This window comes from Mycobacterium sp. (assembly GCF_052144515.1).
GTDB lineage: Bacteria > Actinomycetota > Actinomycetes > Mycobacteriales > Mycobacteriaceae > Mycobacterium.
On the sequence record NZ_JBKQQD010000047.1, the window covers coordinates 24,782 to 42,461 of the forward strand.

The window sequence follows — 17,680 nt, forward strand, 5'->3', positions numbered from 1 at the left end:
TAGTGGCCAAAGTTCCTTTGGCCCAAAATCTTACGATTCAAATGTGTTTGGATTGCGGTTGTCGCTGCGACGTGTGCGCTGTATTGCAAAGACGTTCTGCACCAATGGTATTGACGGGTCAATGCCAACTGCTCAGATCGGTCAGTCGCAGTTGCAGATCCGGGACTGCACCGCCATCTGGGCCGCTGATCCGCGCCGGAATCGCCGCGGCCGCTGCGGATCTCAACGCCGCAACCACGCTGGGTCACGGTCGCCGAGATCACTACAGCAGGCGGCATCAGGGTCCAACAGCAAGCAGCTCGTGCACTGAATTAGGTTGCCCCCTAGCCCAACTGCGCATCCGACGGCACGACTTTGGCCTTGTCGCCTTTGGACAGGTGCACCGCGTGGATGCCGGGTTTCTTCGCCAGCTGCTCCAGCAGGCTGTCAAGGCCTTCTTGATCGACACGATGGTGTTGCACGCTTTCGGGTTTCTCCGATATCTGTGCGACCAGACGCTTCAACTTCTCCGGCGAGGTGCTGTCCTTGAGGTCCTTGAGCGGGGTGAGACGGCCTCGGACGCCGGCCTTGGCAACGTCGGGAGCCCCGGCGCCCGCGGCGGCGCCGAGCATGCCCGCCAGGGACATCGAACTGAGCAGTCCTCCCTCGCCCAGCGCCGCCGCTGGCACTGCGTCCGGTCCGGCGGCCGACAATGCGGCGGCGACCGTCCTGATGGCCGGGGTGGCCGTGGCCCAGCTCGGCGGAACCCGCAAGTTTCCGACCAAGGTGCCACGGCCGAAATTCGCCTCCGGCGTGACCGAGCCGAACAGCGTGCCCCGGCCCCAGTGTGGCATAAGCCCGCCCCCCAGGGCGTCTCTCGGGATCGCGCCGAGCGCAGACGGTTTAGGGGCGAACTTGAGGAACTGCGACGCGGGGAAGTTGATCAGCAGGCCGATGTCGTTATACCCGGTCGTGAAGCTAAGTGGAACCTTTATGGCACTGTAGAGGTCGGTATATAACGCTGCCGTGCCGGTCCCGAACAGGGAGTTCAGGAGTTGGTTGATGGTTGCTGTGTAGTTGGTGCTGAGGTTCGCGCCTACTTCCAACAGCCACGACACCGGGTTGGGGAGTGACGACAGGATCGACTGCGCACTGCCGGCCGCGGTGCTGGCGGCTTGGCCTACCGCGGCGGCCTGGCTGGCCAGCCCGCCCGCGTTGGTGATCTGCGGCGCCGCGGTGAACGGCGTCACCTTAGTGGCGGCCGCCGACGAGCCGGCGTAGCTGTCCATCGCCAGGGCGTCTTGGGCCCACATTTCGGCGTATTGGATCTCGGTCGACGCGATGGCCGGGGTGTTCTGCCCGAAGATGTTGGTCGCCACCAGCTGTGCCAGTTGGCTGCGGTTGGCCGCGATCTCCGCCGGCGGCACGTGCGCGGCGAACGCCGTCTCATAAGCCGTTGCCGCCGCGGTGGCCTGGGCTGCGGCTTCGCCGGCTGTTCCGGAGGCGGCCTGCATCCAGCTCAAATAGGGTGTGACCGCGGCCAACATGGCCATCGATGACGGACCCGCCCACGACCCGCTGATCAGGCTCTCGACCACCGACGAATAGGCGCCCACGGTGGACTGAATCTCGGCGGCCAGCCCGTCCCACGCCGCCGCGGCGGCCCGCAACGACCCCGATCCCGGACCGGCGTAGATCCTGCCCGAGTTGATCTCCGGCGGAAACGCTGCATAAAACATGTCTATTACCCCTTACCTGGTGGCCTGGGTGGCCCATGCTGGGCTGCTGTCGGTCGTCACGACAGTCATCGCGGTCATCGCGGTCATCGCAGTTAGTCCTCGAGGGCCGGTATCACGATGATCGTGGCCGCGGCGGGGTCGGCCTCGATGACGCCTCCGAGTGAGCTCGCCGCAGCGCCGCTTCCGGAGTAGGTCGCCGAAGCGCCCAGGGCGCGTCCTGCCAGGCTCGACAGGCCCATCTGGCTGAACACGCCGCCCTCGCCGGCGAGTGAGGCCTCCGGATCGGCTGCCAAGTTGGTCGGCAGCACCGAGGCCAGTGTCTTGATCCCCGGCACGGCTTCGGTCCAGCCCTGTGGCACCGACATACTTCCCACCAGCGCCGCGCGGCCCATAGACCCCGATACGGGCCCCCCACCTACCGCGGAGCTCAGATGTGCCGCCGGCTCGCTTGCCAGCGGCGCCAACGCCCCGGAGATGGCTTTTGCGGGAGCGCCAAAGGCCTGGAAAGCCTGACCGTTTTGGGCCCAGGCGTATGTCTGCCCGAACGACAGGAACGGGCCACCGGGTATGGAAGCCAGCCCCTGCAGGGAGTACGACCCGGAGGCAATCGTGGACATGATGGTGTTCCAGTTGTTCAGGTCGGTCTGGAGTCCGGCCGGCAATGCTGGCAGTTTGATTAAATTTGGTATGTAGAGTCCCTTCAAAAACGACGTCTCCCCTGTCGTCGGCAACGACGTGATGGTTGTTGCCAGGGTGTGCGGCCACGTTGGTATCGAGTCGATGAACTGGGTCAGCTCCGTGACGATGTTGGAGGCAGCCGAGGCGCTGGTGACCTGGCTGACCGCTGCCGATTGAGCGGCCGTCGCGGAGGCGTTGGTGGTCTGGGGCGGCTCGGTGAACGGCGTCAGCTGCGACGCGGTCGACGATGAGCCGGCATAGGCGTACATCGCGGCAGCGTCCTGCGCCCACATCTCCGTGTAGTGGGCCTCGGTGGCCGCGATGGCGGGGGTGTTCTGGCCCAAGATGTTGGTGGCGACCAACGCCGCCAACAGTGCGCGATTGGCCGCGATGATCGGCGGGGGCACCGTGGCCGCGAAGGCGGTTTCGTAGGCGCCGGCGGCCAGCTTGGCCTGCGCGGCGGCCTCCTCGGCCTGCGTGGCCGCAGTGCTGACCCACGTCACAAAGGGCGCGGCCGCCGCCGCCATCGCTATAGAGGACGGACCTGTCCACTGCCCGACGACCAGACCCTCGACCGTCGACCCGTACGACGACGCTGCGGACTGCAACTCCGCAGCCAACGAATCCCAGGCCGCCGCGGCGGCCAACATCGGCCCCGACCCGGCACCGACATACATTCGGCCGGAGTTGATTTCCGGCGGTAGCGCCCCGAAATCCAACATCTACTACCTTCCTCCCTTAGGTAGCCGCAGCCGCGTTGGCCGCCTCGGTGGCCGCATAAGAACCTGAGCTCGCGCCCAGCGTGGCCACAAACTGCTCGTGAATAGCGGCGGCCTGCGCGGCCATCGCCTGATACATCTGCGCGTGGGCGGCGAACTGCGCGGCGGTCAGCGCCGACACCTCGTCGGCCGCGGCGGGAACCACTCCGGTCGTCGGGGCGGCCGCGGCGGCGTTTCCGGAACTCATCGCCGAACCGATGCCGGCCAGGCTGCTGGCCGCTGCCGCCAGCGCCTCCGGTTGTGCGGTCACAAAAGACATAGATCTCCTCCTTTGAACTTGCAGTTAGGAACCTCGGTGGCCGGCGTCTCGGGCGATCCGTACGTCGGATCCACCATTGATCCCGTGTGTTTCGTCAACAGATCTGCGTTCTCCCCCGTTTGAAAATTTGGTGAAGACCCCCGGTCCAGGTGCCGTGCTAAATATAGCGATCATCGTGAAAAAAACGCGTTTGGATACGTTCCCGCCGGGTAACATAATGTAAAAAATAAATGTCGTGCCCCTCCGGTGTGGAGATTGGTTACAGCTAACAGCACAACCGCTGAACATCCATTTCACGGCCATAGACAGCAACCAGCAGAAAATGAACCTATAATGGTTCCTCATGCTTGCGTTCTAGCGCAAAACTATCCCGCACATCAGTATTATCACAGATGCGTTAACTGTGGTTCGAAGCTATTTATTACCCATGTCGATCGCGAACTCTGAGAACCCCCTATTGTCCTAGGTGCAAACGGTTGGAATTCGAAACATGCCGTAACGCCGCAACGGCCCAGGGCCGTAGCGGATTTGCGGCTGCTTCACGCAAATTGGCCCGAGATAATCGGCGCGGGACACCGCTCCCGCGGTGTGATCGCAGGTGGCCGGAACGTTCGATGGCTGGCGCGTCTACACCGGCGGTCGGCAGCAGGCCGGTGAAGACGCTGGGACAGGATGCCATCGGTCGGTGTCAGCTCCAGCTCGAGCCGACGGCGCAATCTGCGCCGGCCGCGTTGGACGGCTTGTGTGCCCGGGAGACGGCCTCGTGCACGGTTTCCCAAGACGCGGTCCGAGCGCGGAGCGTCGCGCCGTAGGCAACGACATCAGCGCAGGCGTCACCGACTGGATAGCTAGCGGTCATCTAGTACTCCCCTAAATTTCATTAAGAATACCCATACGCAGCTGGCACCAGGCTGATTTGCTGCTGCAGGTTTCCTGGGAGCCCTGGATTTACTATTTTCGCAGCTCAGCGCGCTGACAAATCCATAGAAGGGCGTCATGCCACGTATTTCCGAGGTTGCCACAAGCTCACACCGCTAGCACGGCGGGTGTGAGGTCGCCCTCGGCGGAACCCTGTTATCCGGCCGCGGGTGGGCGCGCTACAAAGCTGGGGCGAAAGCCGTATTGAGGCACAGCGCGACCCTCACCCCGTGCGGCCATATTGGCCAGCGGCACCGGCGGCGTGCTTGCCGCGACCGCCGGCGAAGGGGCCTCCAGCGGTGCGGACCCCAACGTCGAGGACAGCGGGCTGTGCAGCGGCGCCGGGGTGGCCCAGCTCGGTGGTACCGATAGCGGCCCGGCGAGGCCTGCTCGGCCCAAGCCCGCGGAGTCACCCAGCGCCCCGACGCTGCCCAGCGGGCTTTCCAGTGCGTCGGCGGTTGGGCCGGGCACGTCTGCGGCTGCGTCCGCGCCTTTTCCAGCCAGGCCCATGAAATCAGACGTGGTGCCCAGGTACCGGGCCGGCATGTAGAAGCCCGAGGCAAAGACGCTGTTCAAGACTTGGGAATTCAAAAGGTCGCCGAAAGCGGAGCCATTTGCCCCGGAGATCACGTTGAGCAGCCCGGACAGGCCGGTGGTCGATGATCCCGAACCCGGCGCGAAGATGTTGAATCCGTCGAGGATGCCGCTCAGTCCGGAGCCCGACGAAGCCGGGGAAGCCAGGCTTTGCAGGGCGCCGGGCAGCGACGACAGCAGCTGTGACAACATGCTCTGCCCGGTGCCGGCCTGGGTGGCGGCAGCCTGCGTGACGGCCGCGGCCTGGGTCGTCGGCCCGGTGGCATTGGCGACTTGCTCGGGCTGGGTAAACGAAGTCAGCTGGCTGGCGACCGCCGAGGAGCCGGCATAGCCGTACATCGCGGCGGCGTCCTGCGCCCACATTTCCGTGTATTGGGCTTCGGTGGCTGCGATCGCAGGGGTGTTTTGACCAAAGAAGTTGGTCGCGATAAGGACCATCAGTTGGGCACGGTTCGCCGCGATCACTGGCGGCGGCACCGTGGCCGCGAACGCGGCCTCGTAGGCCGCCACAGCCGCCTCGGCCTGTGCCGCGGTCTCCTCAGCCTGCGTCGCAGTGGTGCTCAGCCACGCCACGTAGGGGGCGACCGCAGCCGTCATCATCGCCGACGACGGACCATGCCATGCTTGGCCGGTCAACTCCGAAAGCACTGAGCTGTAACCCGTTGCCGTCAAACGCAATTCGGCGGCGAGCCCATGCCAGGCTGATGCGGCGGCCAGCATAGGGCCCGAGCCCGCCCCGGAATACATCCGAGCCGAGTTGACTTCGGGGGGAAGCATTGCGAAGTCCAGTGGTGCTGTCATCGTTTAGCCTCCTCCCGTGAGCTCAGCGGTCTCAGTGGGTCGGACTTAGTGAGGTGCGTGCCTCCGGTCGGCTATCCCGCCGCGGGTGGGCGTGCCACGAAGGTGGGGCGGAAGCCGTACTGAGGGACGTTGCGCCCCAAGCCTTGTGCCCCAAAGCCGCCCAGCGGCACTCCCGGCATGCCGGCCGCCACGGCGGGAGGGGCCACCATTGGCGTTGCTCCCAGCGTGGAGGACAGCGGGCCGTGCGGTGCGGCCGCCGTCCAGCTCGGCGGTACCGACAGCGGACCGACCAGGGCCGCACGACCTAACCCCATATCGATGGAGTTGCCGAAACTTGACATGGCTCCCAGTGGCCCGGCAAGCGCAGTGCCGAGTGGGCCCTGGGCGATATCTCCGATGGCCTGTTGGGCGGCTTGTCCCCCGGACAGGCCCATGAAGTCGGCCGCGGTGCCCATGAAGTTGCTCGGCATGTAAAACCCCGACGAGAAGATGGTGTTCCAGATCGTGGCATTGAAAAACTCGCCGAAGGCCGAACCGTTCGAACCGGACACCAAATTGAGCAGGCCGGAAAGACCGGAGCTCGATGAGCCCGATCCTGATGCGAAGATGTTGAATCCGCTGAGGATGCCGCTCAGTCCGGACCCCGACGAGGCCGGGGAAGCCAGGCTTTGCAGCGCGTTGGGCACCGCCGAGAGCAGCTGTGACAACGTGCTCTGCCCGGTGCCGGCCGAGGTGGCGGCAGCCTCGGTGACGGCTGCGGCCTGGGCCGTCGGGCCGGTGGCGTTGGCGACTTGCTCGGGCTGGGTAAACGAAGTCAGCTGGCTGGCGGCCGCCGAGGAGCCGGCATAGCCGTACATCGCCGCCGCGTCCTGAGCCCACATCTCGGCGTACTGGGCCTCGTTGGCAGCGATCGCGGCGGTGTTTTGACCCATGACGTTCGTCGCGACCAGCGACGACAACTGCGCACGATTGGCCGCGACGACAGCCGGGGCCACCGTGGCGGCAAACGCAGCCTCGTAGGCGGCCGCCGCGGCTGTGGCCTGCGTCGCGGTCTGCTCGGCCTGCGCGGCGGTGGTGCTCATCCACGCCACATACGGCATTGCCGCCGCCGCCATCGCCGCCGATGCCGGGCCGTGCCATTCCTCGCCGGTCAGCGCCGTTAGCACCTTGCCGTAAGACAGTGCGGTGGAACGCAATTCGGCAGCCAGCGCATTCCAGGCCGACGCCGCGGCCAACATCGGGCCCGAGCCCTCCCCCGAATACATCCGAGCCGAGTTGACCTCGGGCGGAAGCGTGGCGAAATCCAGTGCAGCGGTCATCGTTCGCCCCCTTGCCTTGCTGCGACGGTATTAATGGCTTCGGTCTCGTAGACCGCATCGGCTTGGGCATCGAAACATGTTGCGGTCAAAGCTGATAACTCATCAGCGGCGACTGGAAGCAGCCCTGTCGCGGCAGTTGCCGCAGCCGCATTCTGCGCAGCCGTCATCGATCCCACACCATTCAAGTGACTGGCGGCCGTAGCCGGCACTTCCAGACGCGTAATTACAAACGACATCGGGCTTCTCCTCACCGGAAAGACCGAACCCGGGTGTCGTGGCTACTTCCATGCCTGCATCGGCCCACTCCACTCGCACAGAGCCGCAAAGCGGAGACGTCTGCCGGAGAAGCCGATTCAGACCATGGAAACGGTGCCGGGGTCGGGTCGCAACGAAATGGTCATCGATCTGGGATACGGACTATCGTCGGGACTCATTTCGCTCTCACCTCCTCGCGGCCAGGGCATACGGGGATGCCAACACTTCGCACACAGGATGAGGGCTCGGCGAAAACCGATGCCGGCACCCCTCTCGACAGAGCTTCGACACCACACGGCGTATCCGGCCGAATAAAGCCGGAAGCCACTTGGGCTCAACCCTTAATCCGGGAGGAGCTGTCCTGACCCTGGGCGTCTTTCGACGTTCGAGGTCAGTGGCCTATATCCATGCAGACGCCTCACCTAGCGAGGTGCATACGAAAGCCATGGTGGCACTCGGAGCGGGAGCGCGTCAAGCGACTTGCCAGAAGGTTGCAACAACAGTCCGCCAACAGGCGTAAACCGTTCGGTGCCCAACCACGGTGATTTCAAGTCCGAGTTGGAGCCGGCTCCGGGCCGCTGAGCATCCGTCCTTTCCCGTTATCCGGCGGCGGGTGGATGCGCCATTATCGTCGGCCGGAAGCCATATCGAGGACCATTGCCGAAGTTGTACCCGAACCTGCCGCCGGCGGGTATGCCCGGCACACCCGGCATGCCCGCCGCGGCATCCGGGCCGCCGACGGCGGTGCCGGTCCAGCCACCGCCCGGGAGCGTGGTACCCGCGTGGTTTGTCACTTCGGTTGCCGCCGTCCAGGTCTGCGGGACGGACAGCTTCCCGATGAACGCACCCCGTCCCGTCGCGGCCGACACGCCGCCGAGGCCCGGTAAACCCGCGGCCATGTGCGCCGACACCAGCCTGGAAAACGCGGGCGTCTCCATGCTCGCAAACGCGGGGATGCTGAAGCCGCCGCCGGGGGGCGCCGCCAATCCCGGAGTCTGCAATGAGTTGATGTCGGACATCGCGGCAGTGACCGCCGGAGTAAGGATCCCCGGATTGATATACCCGCCGGAGAAGAATCCGTTGAAAAAGTTGGAGTTCAAGAAGTTCCAAATCGGGTTCCCCGACGCCAGTGGCGACGCGAGTGATTGCAGAGCAGTCGGGACCGCGGACATCAGCTGCGAGAGCGTGCTCTGCGTGCTGCTGCCCACCGCCGTGCCGGTGACTTGGGCGACCGCTGCGGCCTGGCCGGCCAGCCCGGAAGGGTTGGTGGTCTGGGCCGGTTGCGTGAACGGTTTCAACGTCGATGCGTCAGCTGAGCTGCTGGCATAGCCGTACATCGCCGCGGCATCCTGTGCCCACATTTCGCCGTATTGCGCCTCAGTGGCCGCGATCGCGGGCGTGTTTTGGCCCAAGAAGTTGGTGGCAATCAGCGCCGACAGCTGGGCACGGTTGGCCGCGACCTCGGCTGGGGGCACCGTCATGGCGAACGCGGCCTCAAATGCGTTCGCCGCCGCGGCCGCGTCACTGGCAGTCTGCTCAGCCTGTGCGCCGGTGATGCTCATCCACGTCACGTAAGGGGCGACCGCCGCCGCCATCGATGCCGACGCCGGCCCCAGCCAGCCTTCGCTGGTAAGCCCCGAGATCACCAATTGGTACGACGACGCCGTCGAATGCAGCTCCGCGGCCAACCCGTCCCAGGCCGCCGCGACACCCAGCATTGGTGCCGAGCCCGGCCCGGAATACATACGCGCGGAATTGATTTCCGGCGGTAATGCTCCGAAATCCATTGTCAGCACCCCCCTGAACCGGCCGCGATCGCTTTGGCGGCTTCGGTGGCCGCGCGTGTATCGGCACTGAATGCCAGAGTGGTGGTGAACACCTCGTGAATAGCCGCGGCTTGGGCGCTCATTTGCTGAGACATTTGCGGGTGCATCGCGAACTGCGCCGCGATCGACGCGGACACTTCGTCGGCCGCCGCCGCCAGCGAATCAGGTTGTGTCATAACGAAAGACATCGGACTCCTCCTTGAAGGAATAGTCCGACCCGGCTACGGGCCTCGGCCGCTGCGGTGGTGTCGGGGTGCTGCCAATAGCGCGTGCGCCCTAGCTGCGCAGCGTGCTGTCAGGTACTCGGCGCCAGCCGATTCAGACGGCAGAAAGCGCCATGACCGGATCGGAAAGAAACGGTCATCAATTTCGTACAGCCACTGTCAGTTGGACCAGCCCACCTCACCTCCCGCCACCGTCTCGGCCACACCGGAGTGTCCGCGTCGTTGCGCATATTGGGATGAGGTGCCCCAGCGAATTTGCCAGGGGCGGCATCCCGCTCGTCAGCGCTGCGGCAATCACACAGCGTATCCGGATGGAGGTGCGGCGGCGGCGACTTGCGCTCAACTCCTAAGTCGTGTCGAGCTGTTCGCGACTCGCATCGACCGCCCGTCCCTGCGGACCGCGGCGAGCTTCAGCCTTCCAGAGTTGCCCGAAGACTACCGCTGCCGGCGCGAGGGTTAGCTGATGAGGCCCGGCTATCCCGCGGCGGGTGGGCGTGCTACGGACGAGAGTGCATTCAACGAGCGCCGTAGCGCTCTCCCCGCACCTACGTCGACTTCTTCTCGGCCACCGCCGCGCTGAGGCCTCCGGCCAGGTCTTCGCCGGTCAACTCCTTGAACCGGCGCAGTTGGGCCTCGCTGAACTCGGTGAGATCGCTGGCCAGCACCGCGTCCAGGTCTTCGTCGTCCAGGCGGAAACTCCGGTGATCGCGGGCCTTTTCCACCACATTGCGCACGAAGCCGGCGTTGCCGAGCGTATCGATGCCGCGAATCAGATCCCCGTCTTCTGAGTAGCTCTCGTCGGTGTAAAACTTGGTGTACGACGGCAACAACGTCTGGACTTCTTCGTCGGTGATGACGTCCTCGTTTTCCCGAGCCATCAATTTCGTCAGCGCGAGCAATTCATCCGGGGTGTAGCTGAAGAATTCGATTACCGTCGAAAAGCGTCGCCGCAGACCCTGATTCACCTCGAGCATCTTGTCCATGGCCTTGGCATAACCCGCACCGAACACGACCAGCTCGTCGCGGTGGTTTTCCATGTACAGCAGCAGCGTGTTGATGATCGCGTTGCCGTAAGGGTCGCCCTGGTGGTAGCCCCTCTCGTGCAAGGTGTGCATCTCGTCGAAGAAGACGGCCCCGCCCAATGCCCCCTCGAGCATTTCCTCGGTGTTCTTCTCGGCGTCGGCCATGTACCGGCCCAACAGCTTGGTGCGGCTGGTCTCCACCACCACCGGTTTGCGCAGTACGGTCAACCCGCACAGCTGCTTGCTGAAGGCGCGCGCCACCGATGTCTTGCCCGTACCGGGCGGCCCGAGCAGCAAGGTGTGGCGCGACGTCACCGGTACCGGGAGCCCCATCTTTTGGCGTGCCAGGTTCACCTTGGTCGTCGATTTGATGAGCCTGATTTCCTTCTTGGCACGCTCCATGCCCAGCATCGCGTTGAGCTCGGCGTCCCCGTCGGCCAGATACTTCGCGGCCGCCACCGCGTGGCGCGCGGCCTCGGTTTGTGCGCGGGTCGGTGCGCTGTCCGGATCCCACGGATCCGTGCGGGCCTCGATCGTTTCCGGATCGGTCAGTACCAGCCGATAGTTGGGGTTGTCCAATGCCTCACGGGCCGGGGTGAACTTCGGGTCTCGTGAGTACACCCGGCGCAGCAGCTCGACGGCTTCCTCTTCGCGGCCCACATGTCGCAAGCACATGCCCTGGGTGTACAGAGCGATGTTGGCCGCGCCCGGCACCCGGTCCCCCTCGACGGCTTCCTGGCCGCGCCGGTAAGCCTCTTCGAACACCCCCAGCGATGCCAGCGCCGTGGTCGCCATCGCCGCACCCGACGCCTTCAGCTCGGGGTTGCGCCACTGCGTTCCCTCGGGAAACTGGACGAGCACCTCGGGCCAACGCTGGGTGCGGAAGTACAGCACGCCCCGCACGTAGGCAACCAGCTCGTTGTCGAAAGGATGGCGCGGCTCGACGCCGTCGAGCAGTTTGGCCGCTTCTTCGTAGCGCTTCGCCTCGGCGAGCACGGCGGCGTAAGCGCACGTCAACGACTCGACGCTGGTGACCGCCAGCCGCAGAAACAACCCGTCGGAAACTTCCGGGCGGAATTGCAGGTCGGTGACCCCGAGGCGGCGAGTCTCCCAGCCAAACGTCCGCACCGCCGCCCACGCGCCGGAGAGCACCTCAAGGCTCTGGTCACCGGCCAGCACCCTGGCCAGCCAGGCATCGCACATCGCCGGATCAAGCGTGGTGGCCGTGTTGAACATCTGCGCGGCCACCTGAGGGTTGTGGCTGGGCTGGAGTCCGTTGACCGAAATTCCGGACGCCAACAAACCGGCGACCATCGCGTTGCGGGCGTCTTCAGCGGTTGATTGCGGGCGGCTCATTGCCCGGCAGGCACGCTCGTTGCGTTCTCCTGCACCTGACTAACCGACAGCACCAAGTCCTCTTCGTTATGCAACTCCCGGCTGGGCACGGTAAGCAGGGGGCGAGTCGTCGGGGCGGGCATGCTGGCCCGCACCGCGGCCAACTGGCGACCGGTGAGCCGGTTGAGTCCGGCCGAGATCTCTCTGGGCAGCCGGCTGTCGCTGTGGTAGCGCACCCACGCCGACATGTGCGGCCGGCCGGCGCGACTGACGAGGCGGACCGTGACCACCGTGGACCCGATGTCGGGGCTCTCGGCAAGCCACAGCTGATCCAGCCTCTCGGAGTCGATGCCTGACGGCGAAAGCCAGAAGCTGGTCACAAACCCGTTGAAATGCTTGAGGTAACGCCAGCCCGGGCGGCTCCAGGTCGGTTCCAGGTCGGAAAGCACGGCGCTGTCGACCTCCGCGAGCTCATCAGCGGTCAAGGGCCGAGCCACACATGTCGGCCCGTCCAGGTCCTGAGCGAGCCGCTCGGTGGCCGCCACCAACGTCGAGGCCAACGAATCGCGGGCCGCCACCGCGGCGACATTGCGCTGCGGATTCATCCGCAACACCAGCCAGGTGTGGCGCTGGTAGGAAGCGGGGTGATCGCCCACCATATCCCACTCTTCGGGCCCCCAGTCTTCCAGCGCCGTCAACTCGGCCGCGTTGCCTCCACGCCGGACCTTCACCGAGACGATGTCGATGCCGTCGAGGTGGATGTCGAACTGGCGCAGACCTTGCGCAACCGCGGACACCGGCAACATCGCCTCCGCCGCGGACCGATGTCGATGCCGCCCCGACGGGTCGTCCTCGCGGTCCTCGACCGCGATCACCGTGACCAGCTGGCCTCGATGCTCGCGCACCCCGACCGTGTCACGCCCGAAGCGGCGCTGGTGATCGATCGCGGGCGTACACCCCGCGGCCAGGGCCGAGCCCGGATCGGCAGACCAGTCCCACAGCCACGCGCCCCATCCCGATGCCACCGTGAGGCCGTGATAGGTGACCAACGCCAGCAGCGTCACTATCGCTGCGATGCCAACGCCGACCCACCACGCGACATGATGATTGGCCTGCCATGACTCCGGGCAATGACTGGCCAACACCAAGATCACGATGTCGATCAAGAACACCGCGGTGACCCGCGGCCAGGGCAAAGCCAAGCCAAATCTGCGCTGAGCCTTCATTACTGCTCCGCCTTCTGCTTACGCGTTCGCACGACCATCATCGCAACACCGAACGCAGCGCCGCCTATCAGTAGTGCCGCGGTGAACCCTCCGACGGCCACCCACACCGGCACCATATCGCGGTGGGCAACTGACTTGGGCAGGTTCAACGGAGCCGACAGCTGCTGCGGTGGTTTCGCCGGACCTTCGGGTACATCCCAGGTCAGTGCCGCCACGGGATCGACGACACCATAGCCGACCTGATTGTCCACACCGCGAGCCGGCGGCCTGGCCGTCCGGACCAAACGATTGACAACCTGGTATGCCGTCAACTGGGGGAACTTAGCGCGGACCAGCGCGGCCACCCCGGAAACGATGGCGGTCGAAAAGCTGGTGCCGGCCGGAACCAGCAACGAATTGTCCGGGCCGTCGATCGCGTTGATCAGGCCGTCGTCACGGGGCGAGAGTCCGATGACGTCGGTGCCGGGGGCGGCGATCGACACCCACGGTCCGGCGATGCTCGTCGAACCCTGCCCGCCACCGCCCTGGGTCAGCGGCTGGCCATTGGTATCCACCGCGCCGACCGTCAGGACATAATCGCTGAACCAGGACGGCGTCACCACCGTGGTGACCGCGTTCCAGTTACGAGGGTCGTTGGGCTGCAAGGGATCATAGGCAGGGTTCTGCTTGCAGTCCCTCTTGCTGCTGTCCCCGGCGGCGGCCACGATGACGGCGTTCTTGTCGACCGCCGCATAACGGACCGCGGCACCCAGCGCGCGCTGGTCGATGATGTTGCGGGCACTCATGCACTCGACGTCGGAGATGTTGATCACCGACGCGCCCATGTTGGCGGCGTGCACGATCGCCCGCGCCATCGTCTGGATGTAGTCGACCTTTTGCGACGTCTGCGGATCTTCGTCGCCGGTGTACGGGTCCTTCAGCGCAAAAGCGTTGCTGGACTGGCGGATCGAGATGATGTCGACGTCGGGTGCGATGCCGCTGAAGGCGTCAGCCGGCCCCGGCGCCGGTGTCGCGGGCGGCGGCGGCGGTGGTGGCTTGGGCGTCGGATCCAGCGGACGCGGGCCGGCCGGATTATCGACGGCGATCACCCGTCCGCCGCCGGAGTAGCCGGGACCCCAGTTAGGAATGGTCACCGTGCCGGGGCCGCCGTGGTTGGCCGCCGGAGCCTGACCAGGCCCCGGCGCTTGCGATGACGGCGATGGCGGTGGTGGCGGCGCTCCGAACGGTCCCGGCGGAGGCGCTTCCGACGGGGGCGGCGGGGGCACCATGGTCACGGTCTGAGGCAACGGTGACAACGTCACCGTCTGTGGCGGTGGTGCTTTCGGCGGAGGCTCGGTGGTCGGAATGGTCACGGGCTTGCGCGGTGCAGCCGGCGGTGCCGCTGCCCCGCTGGCCGGTGCCGCGCCGATCATCGACGCCACGATGGTGCCGTGGGCGTCGCAGTCCGACAACCCGTCACCGCCCATCACATAGTCGCCGCCGGCGATCAGGTGCGGGAACCTGGGGTGCGGCGTCACGCCGGTGTCGATGACGGCGACCTTCTGGCCGGCGCCCCGGCCGAACGCCCATGCCTCCTGCAGATTCAGCATTTCCATGTACTTCGGCTGCAACCGGAAGTCAGTGCCCGGCAGCACCCCCACCTCGGTGCAGTAGGAGTTCTGTTTCATCGGCGCCGGCGGTCCGGGCGGACCGTCCGGCGGTACCGCCGCCGGATCAATCGTCGGCGGCGAAATCGCAGACGCCGGCGGCAACCCAACAAATACCCCCGAGGTAAGCAGGAGCGCGGCGACGGTCGCGCGCGACGCGCGACCGTACCACCGCCCTCTGCTACCTGTAGCGAATCGCTGCATAGATATCCATCAACCAGAATGCCAGCGGGAAGATCGGCATCAGGCAGAGGTATTCAATCCATTCCACGAACTTGCGGAACAACGGGCTGTAAATGGTGTTGGGCACTACCGCCGCGGCTGTCAGGCCCGCCGCCGGCAGCAAAACCATGATCCCTACCCCGATCGACACCGACAGGGGCGACTCGAGCACCAGCACGTAGCGCACGACCACGGCCGCGACGATGAGCACCGACGTCCCGGCCAGGGTGATCGCTTGCCAGCGGTCGACGTAGGAACGGCCGCGCAGCATCAGGAAGCCCGCGCTGAAGCCGGCCAGCAGGAGCGGCAGCCAGCGCTGCCCGGTGTGCGGGTCGGACAAGGCGGTCAACGAGAAAACCATCAACACCCCAAGGCCCAGCAGCAGACCCGACAGGTACGAACGGGCACGCTCGGCCTGCAGCAGCACGTCGCGCACCGACGCCGGCCCTTCCAAGACCGGCGGGCCACCGCTGGAGCGCACCACCGTGGTCGGCAGATCAGGTCGCGCCTCGAAGACCCACCGGCTGGTGGCCGACGGGAACACCGGCAGCCGGATGCCCGACAGCCGACGGGACAACGCCGGCGCGAAGTGGTAAGCCAGCACGCAAAGCAGTACCACGCAGCTGAGCAGCGTTACCGCGCTCGTCGCCGCGACCATCCGGGCCAGGCTCGCAATCGTCGCCACCAGGCCGACGGTGATGATCGCCGTGTAGGTCGACAGTCGGCGACCGGTGAACTTCAGGGCGATCGCCGCGGCGACAGTGAGCACCGCGAAACCCAACAAGGCCTGTGGCGAGCCGACCGGGCCCGGCGGCGCCGCCGCGGCGGCCACCGTCAGCGGCGCGATCCCACCCAGCAGCATGATGTCGCCGGCGCGTCGATCCTGTCGCGTGTTGGCTCGCGTCAGCACCAGGACCGCGACTGCCAACGCCAGCACGGCGATGACGGCCGCGTAGATAGTTGTCAGCCACGAGTTGTGGTGCCAGCGCCACCAGCCCAACAGCGCCGAACCGGTCACCACCCCGGCCGCCACCATTGACGCGCCGACCTGCACCGCGAGGACGGGGTCGATCGAGGCGAACCGCTTGCTGAGATCGGACGCAACCGCGGTGGAGATGTGCTCGATGACCTGCGATCGACGCTCGCTGTCCACGATGAAGCGGATCCACAACCGGTCGCCGTCGTAGACGTCCTGCTCGGTCAGCGATTGGGTAGCGCGCAAGGGCGTGCCGTCGACCAGGCACAGTGCCCACCTGCCGCGCCCTGCGGTCTCGAGCGGGGCCTCGCCGAGCTCCCTGAGTCGACTGTTGACCACCTTGAGCAGCGGATCGGTCATCACCGAAACCGGGGCGTTGGCATCCAGTAAAACGCCGATCTGGACACCGTCACCGGCCATGATGCCAACCACTACTGCCCTGGGCGCCGAGATACCCTCAACGTCAGCTTGTAGCGATTCAGCGATCGCGGTCATCGTGCTGCACCCCCTGCCGTGGTGAATGTGTGACCCCGGGGCACCAGCCGCGCGGGGGGCTCTGCTGCCGGGAGGGGCAGCTCGACCATTTCCGAACTCATTTGCCTCGCCTCGGTTTTAAATAGTGGTTGCTGACACTGCTTTGTAACGTTGCTGCTGATTCTAGAGAAGTATGACCGGTTCGCATCCCGAGCGCAGGCTTTGTTCAATCAGGCTGGTTAACTTTGCATTTCGCGATTGGCGTCAAACCCGGCTGTGCGTCTTCCACTCGCCGTATGGCAGCGTGTCCAATACCGTCTTCACGCCCACCTGGACAAGTTGCGGGGTCGCGGGGCAGATGGCCAGCCACGCCTCCCCCGACCCGGACGTCCGGGCCTGTTGATAAAGCGCGATGCGGCCGCCGGAACCGTCTTTGAGCGAGAGCACCGAGGCGCTGGGGCCCTTGGCGTCGTCGCGGTATTGCCGCGCGTACACCGCGACCTCGGCCGCGGGGTCTGACAGTGCCTGGCCCAGCGCGGCCACGGTGGCGGCGCTGATACCCATCCGGCGCAGATCACCACCGGAGAACACGTTAAAGCTCGATTCCTGCCACGATTTTGTCGCTTCCAGCATCTCCTCGAGGGGGACGTTCACCGCGTTGATCGCGGCGGCCTCTGCGTGGTGAATCGATTCCAGGCCGTCCATCACCAGTGAGGCGATGGAGGCGCTGTCCGCGATGGCGACGTCGTCGACGGTGATGTCGTTGCCGACCCGCACCGCTGACACCCAGTGGTTGGCGCGACGGGCCAACACCACGCGGAACTCGTTATCGGGGATATCGCGTGAACCGGGTGGCTGATTCTCGTCTTCGACAATGCCGTAGAGCAGCTTGCCGCGCGATAGCAAGGCGACGACCTCGATGTCGGGGGCGGCGAGCACCCGCATCCGCGCGGCGACCTGCTCTTGTACCTCGTCCCCGACGACGATGCCCTGCTCGCGCATGACCGCCATCCCGGGGTGTTCGTTAAGCCAGTCGTTGTTGTCGGTAGATACGAATGGTCGGCACCGCAACTCCGGCGCGACGTGTCGAATGTCCAGGAGTGCCTGGAGCATCCAGAAACCGTCCACGTTCACGGTGATGTCGGTGCGGGTGCTCTGTTGATCCATTAGTACCTCAGTAGTCCCTCAGTGGTTGATGCGTTCTTACACCGCAGGACGCGGCAGCACACCCACCTGTGGTATGCTGCCGCGCCTGGGGTTGGTTGTTAGGCCCAGCTGGAGCCAACGGCGCTGTCAGTGCTGGCCATGTTGCTGCCGGCCGACTGCACCTTCGAGCCGTGCTGGTTGGCCTGCTCGTAGATCACCTGGAAGTTGCGACCCAACTGGGTGATGAACTCCTGGCAAGCCA

14 protein-coding genes, 1 pseudogene and 1 riboswitch are annotated in these 17,680 nt (G+C 65.7%); all 15 genes and pseudogenes read right to left on the reverse strand.

Annotated features, from left to right (window positions below; all coding sequences use genetic code 11):
- Positions 1 to 323 precede the first annotated feature (323 nt).
- Positions 324 to 1,718, reverse strand: coding sequence for a PPE family protein (locus tag ACLP9N_RS02380; protein ID WP_442405891.1), 1,395 nt, complete (start codon positions 1,716 to 1,718; stop codon positions 324 to 326).
- 92 nt (positions 1,719 to 1,810) lie between these two features.
- The gene (locus tag ACLP9N_RS02385) at positions 1,811 to 3,118 is read right to left on the reverse strand and encodes a PPE family protein, SVP subgroup (RefSeq protein WP_442405892.1); all 1,308 of its coding nucleotides are present in this window, start codon (positions 3,116 to 3,118) and stop codon (positions 1,811 to 1,813) included.
- 16 nt (positions 3,119 to 3,134) lie between these two features.
- A complete protein-coding gene (locus ACLP9N_RS02390) occupies positions 3,135 to 3,434 on the reverse strand; it encodes a PE family protein (RefSeq protein WP_424069464.1) in 300 nt (99 codons plus the stop codon).
- Between the two features lie 688 nt (positions 3,435 to 4,122).
- The gene (locus ACLP9N_RS02395; RefSeq protein WP_442405893.1) at positions 4,123 to 4,293 is read right to left on the reverse strand and encodes a hypothetical protein; all 171 of its coding nucleotides are present in this window, start codon (positions 4,291 to 4,293) and stop codon (positions 4,123 to 4,125) included.
- Positions 4,294 to 4,508: 215 nt separating this feature from the next.
- A complete protein-coding gene (locus tag ACLP9N_RS02400) occupies positions 4,509 to 5,747 on the reverse strand; it encodes a PPE family protein (RefSeq protein ID WP_442405894.1) in 1,239 nt (412 codons plus the stop codon).
- Between the two features lie 71 nt (positions 5,748 to 5,818).
- Positions 5,819 to 7,066: a PPE family protein gene (locus ACLP9N_RS02405; protein WP_442405895.1), complete on the reverse strand. Its 1,248-nt coding sequence runs from the start codon at positions 7,064 to 7,066 to the stop codon at positions 5,819 to 5,821.
- A complete protein-coding gene (locus tag ACLP9N_RS02410; protein WP_442405896.1) occupies positions 7,063 to 7,302 on the reverse strand; it encodes a PE domain-containing protein in 240 nt (79 codons plus the stop codon). The genes ACLP9N_RS02405 and ACLP9N_RS02410 overlap by 4 nt, the downstream gene beginning before the upstream one ends.
- Before the next feature lie 280 nt (positions 7,303 to 7,582).
- A riboswitch (M-box (ykoK) riboswitch) is annotated at positions 7,583 to 7,758 on the reverse strand.
- Between the two features lie 162 nt (positions 7,759 to 7,920).
- Positions 7,921 to 9,108, reverse strand: a complete 1,188-nt coding sequence (locus tag ACLP9N_RS02415) for a PPE family protein (protein ID WP_442405897.1) — start codon at positions 9,106 to 9,108, stop codon at positions 7,921 to 7,923.
- A gap of 2 nt (positions 9,109 to 9,110) precedes the next feature.
- Positions 9,111 to 9,335 (reverse strand): PE family protein, encoded by a 225-nt coding sequence (locus tag ACLP9N_RS02420; protein ID WP_442405898.1) that lies wholly within the window; start codon positions 9,333 to 9,335, stop codon positions 9,111 to 9,113.
- Positions 9,336 to 9,916: 581 nt separating this feature from the next.
- On the reverse strand, positions 9,917 to 11,749 hold the full coding sequence (eccA, locus tag ACLP9N_RS02425) for a type VII secretion AAA-ATPase EccA (RefSeq protein WP_442405899.1): 1,833 nt from the start codon (positions 11,747 to 11,749) through the stop codon (positions 9,917 to 9,919).
- A complete protein-coding gene (eccE, locus tag ACLP9N_RS02430; RefSeq protein WP_442405900.1) occupies positions 11,746 to 12,954 on the reverse strand; it encodes a type VII secretion protein EccE in 1,209 nt (402 codons plus the stop codon). Before eccE ends, eccA begins: the two co-directional genes overlap by 4 nt.
- Positions 12,954 to 14,804: a type VII secretion-associated serine protease mycosin gene (locus ACLP9N_RS02435; RefSeq protein ID WP_442405901.1), complete on the reverse strand. Its 1,851-nt coding sequence runs from the start codon at positions 14,802 to 14,804 to the stop codon at positions 12,954 to 12,956. The genes eccE and ACLP9N_RS02435 overlap by 1 nt, the downstream gene beginning before the upstream one ends.
- A complete protein-coding gene (gene eccD, locus ACLP9N_RS02440; RefSeq protein WP_442405902.1) occupies positions 14,782 to 16,293 on the reverse strand; it encodes a type VII secretion integral membrane protein EccD in 1,512 nt (503 codons plus the stop codon). The genes ACLP9N_RS02435 and eccD overlap by 23 nt, the downstream gene beginning before the upstream one ends.
- 243 nt (positions 16,294 to 16,536) lie before the next feature.
- Positions 16,537 to 17,439 (reverse strand): ESX secretion-associated protein EspG, encoded by a 903-nt coding sequence (locus ACLP9N_RS02445; protein ID WP_442405903.1) that lies wholly within the window; start codon positions 17,437 to 17,439, stop codon positions 16,537 to 16,539.
- A 98-nt stretch (positions 17,440 to 17,537) separates the two neighbouring features.
- A pseudogene (locus ACLP9N_RS02450) lies at positions 17,538 to 17,680 on the reverse strand (type VII secretion protein EsxI); the annotation flags it as partial.

Bases quoted from the DNA above. Each gene is read 5' to 3' on its own strand.
- ACLP9N_RS02380 (WP_442405891.1), bottom strand. From the start codon at position 1,718: ATGTTTTATGCAGCGTTTCCGCCGGAGATCAACTCGGGCAGGATCTAC.
- ACLP9N_RS02385 (WP_442405892.1), bottom strand. From the start codon at position 3,118: ATGTTGGATTTCGGGGCGCTACCGCCGGAAATCAACTCCGGCCGAATG.
- ACLP9N_RS02390 (WP_424069464.1), bottom strand. From the start codon at position 3,434: ATGTCTTTTGTGACCGCACAACCGGAGGCGCTGGCGGCAGCGGCCAGC.
- ACLP9N_RS02395 (WP_442405893.1), bottom strand. From the start codon at position 4,293: ATGACCGCTAGCTATCCAGTCGGTGACGCCTGCGCTGATGTCGTTGCC.
- ACLP9N_RS02400 (WP_442405894.1), bottom strand. From the start codon at position 5,747: ATGACAGCACCACTGGACTTCGCAATGCTTCCCCCCGAAGTCAACTCG.
- ACLP9N_RS02405 (WP_442405895.1), bottom strand. From the start codon at position 7,066: ATGACCGCTGCACTGGATTTCGCCACGCTTCCGCCCGAGGTCAACTCG.
- ACLP9N_RS02410 (WP_442405896.1), bottom strand. From the start codon at position 7,302: ATGTCGTTTGTAATTACGCGTCTGGAAGTGCCGGCTACGGCCGCCAGT.
- ACLP9N_RS02415 (WP_442405897.1), bottom strand. From the start codon at position 9,108: ATGGATTTCGGAGCATTACCGCCGGAAATCAATTCCGCGCGTATGTAT.
- ACLP9N_RS02420 (WP_442405898.1), bottom strand. From the start codon at position 9,335: ATGTCTTTCGTTATGACACAACCTGATTCGCTGGCGGCGGCGGCCGAC.
- eccA (WP_442405899.1), bottom strand. From the start codon at position 11,749: ATGAGCCGCCCGCAATCAACCGCTGAAGACGCCCGCAACGCGATGGTC.
- eccE (WP_442405900.1), bottom strand. From the start codon at position 12,954: ATGAAGGCTCAGCGCAGATTTGGCTTGGCTTTGCCCTGGCCGCGGGTC.
- ACLP9N_RS02435 (WP_442405901.1), bottom strand. From the start codon at position 14,804: ATGCAGCGATTCGCTACAGGTAGCAGAGGGCGGTGGTACGGTCGCGCG.
- eccD (WP_442405902.1), bottom strand. From the start codon at position 16,293: ATGACCGCGATCGCTGAATCGCTACAAGCTGACGTTGAGGGTATCTCG.
- ACLP9N_RS02445 (WP_442405903.1), bottom strand. From the start codon at position 17,439: ATGGATCAACAGAGCACCCGCACCGACATCACCGTGAACGTGGACGGT.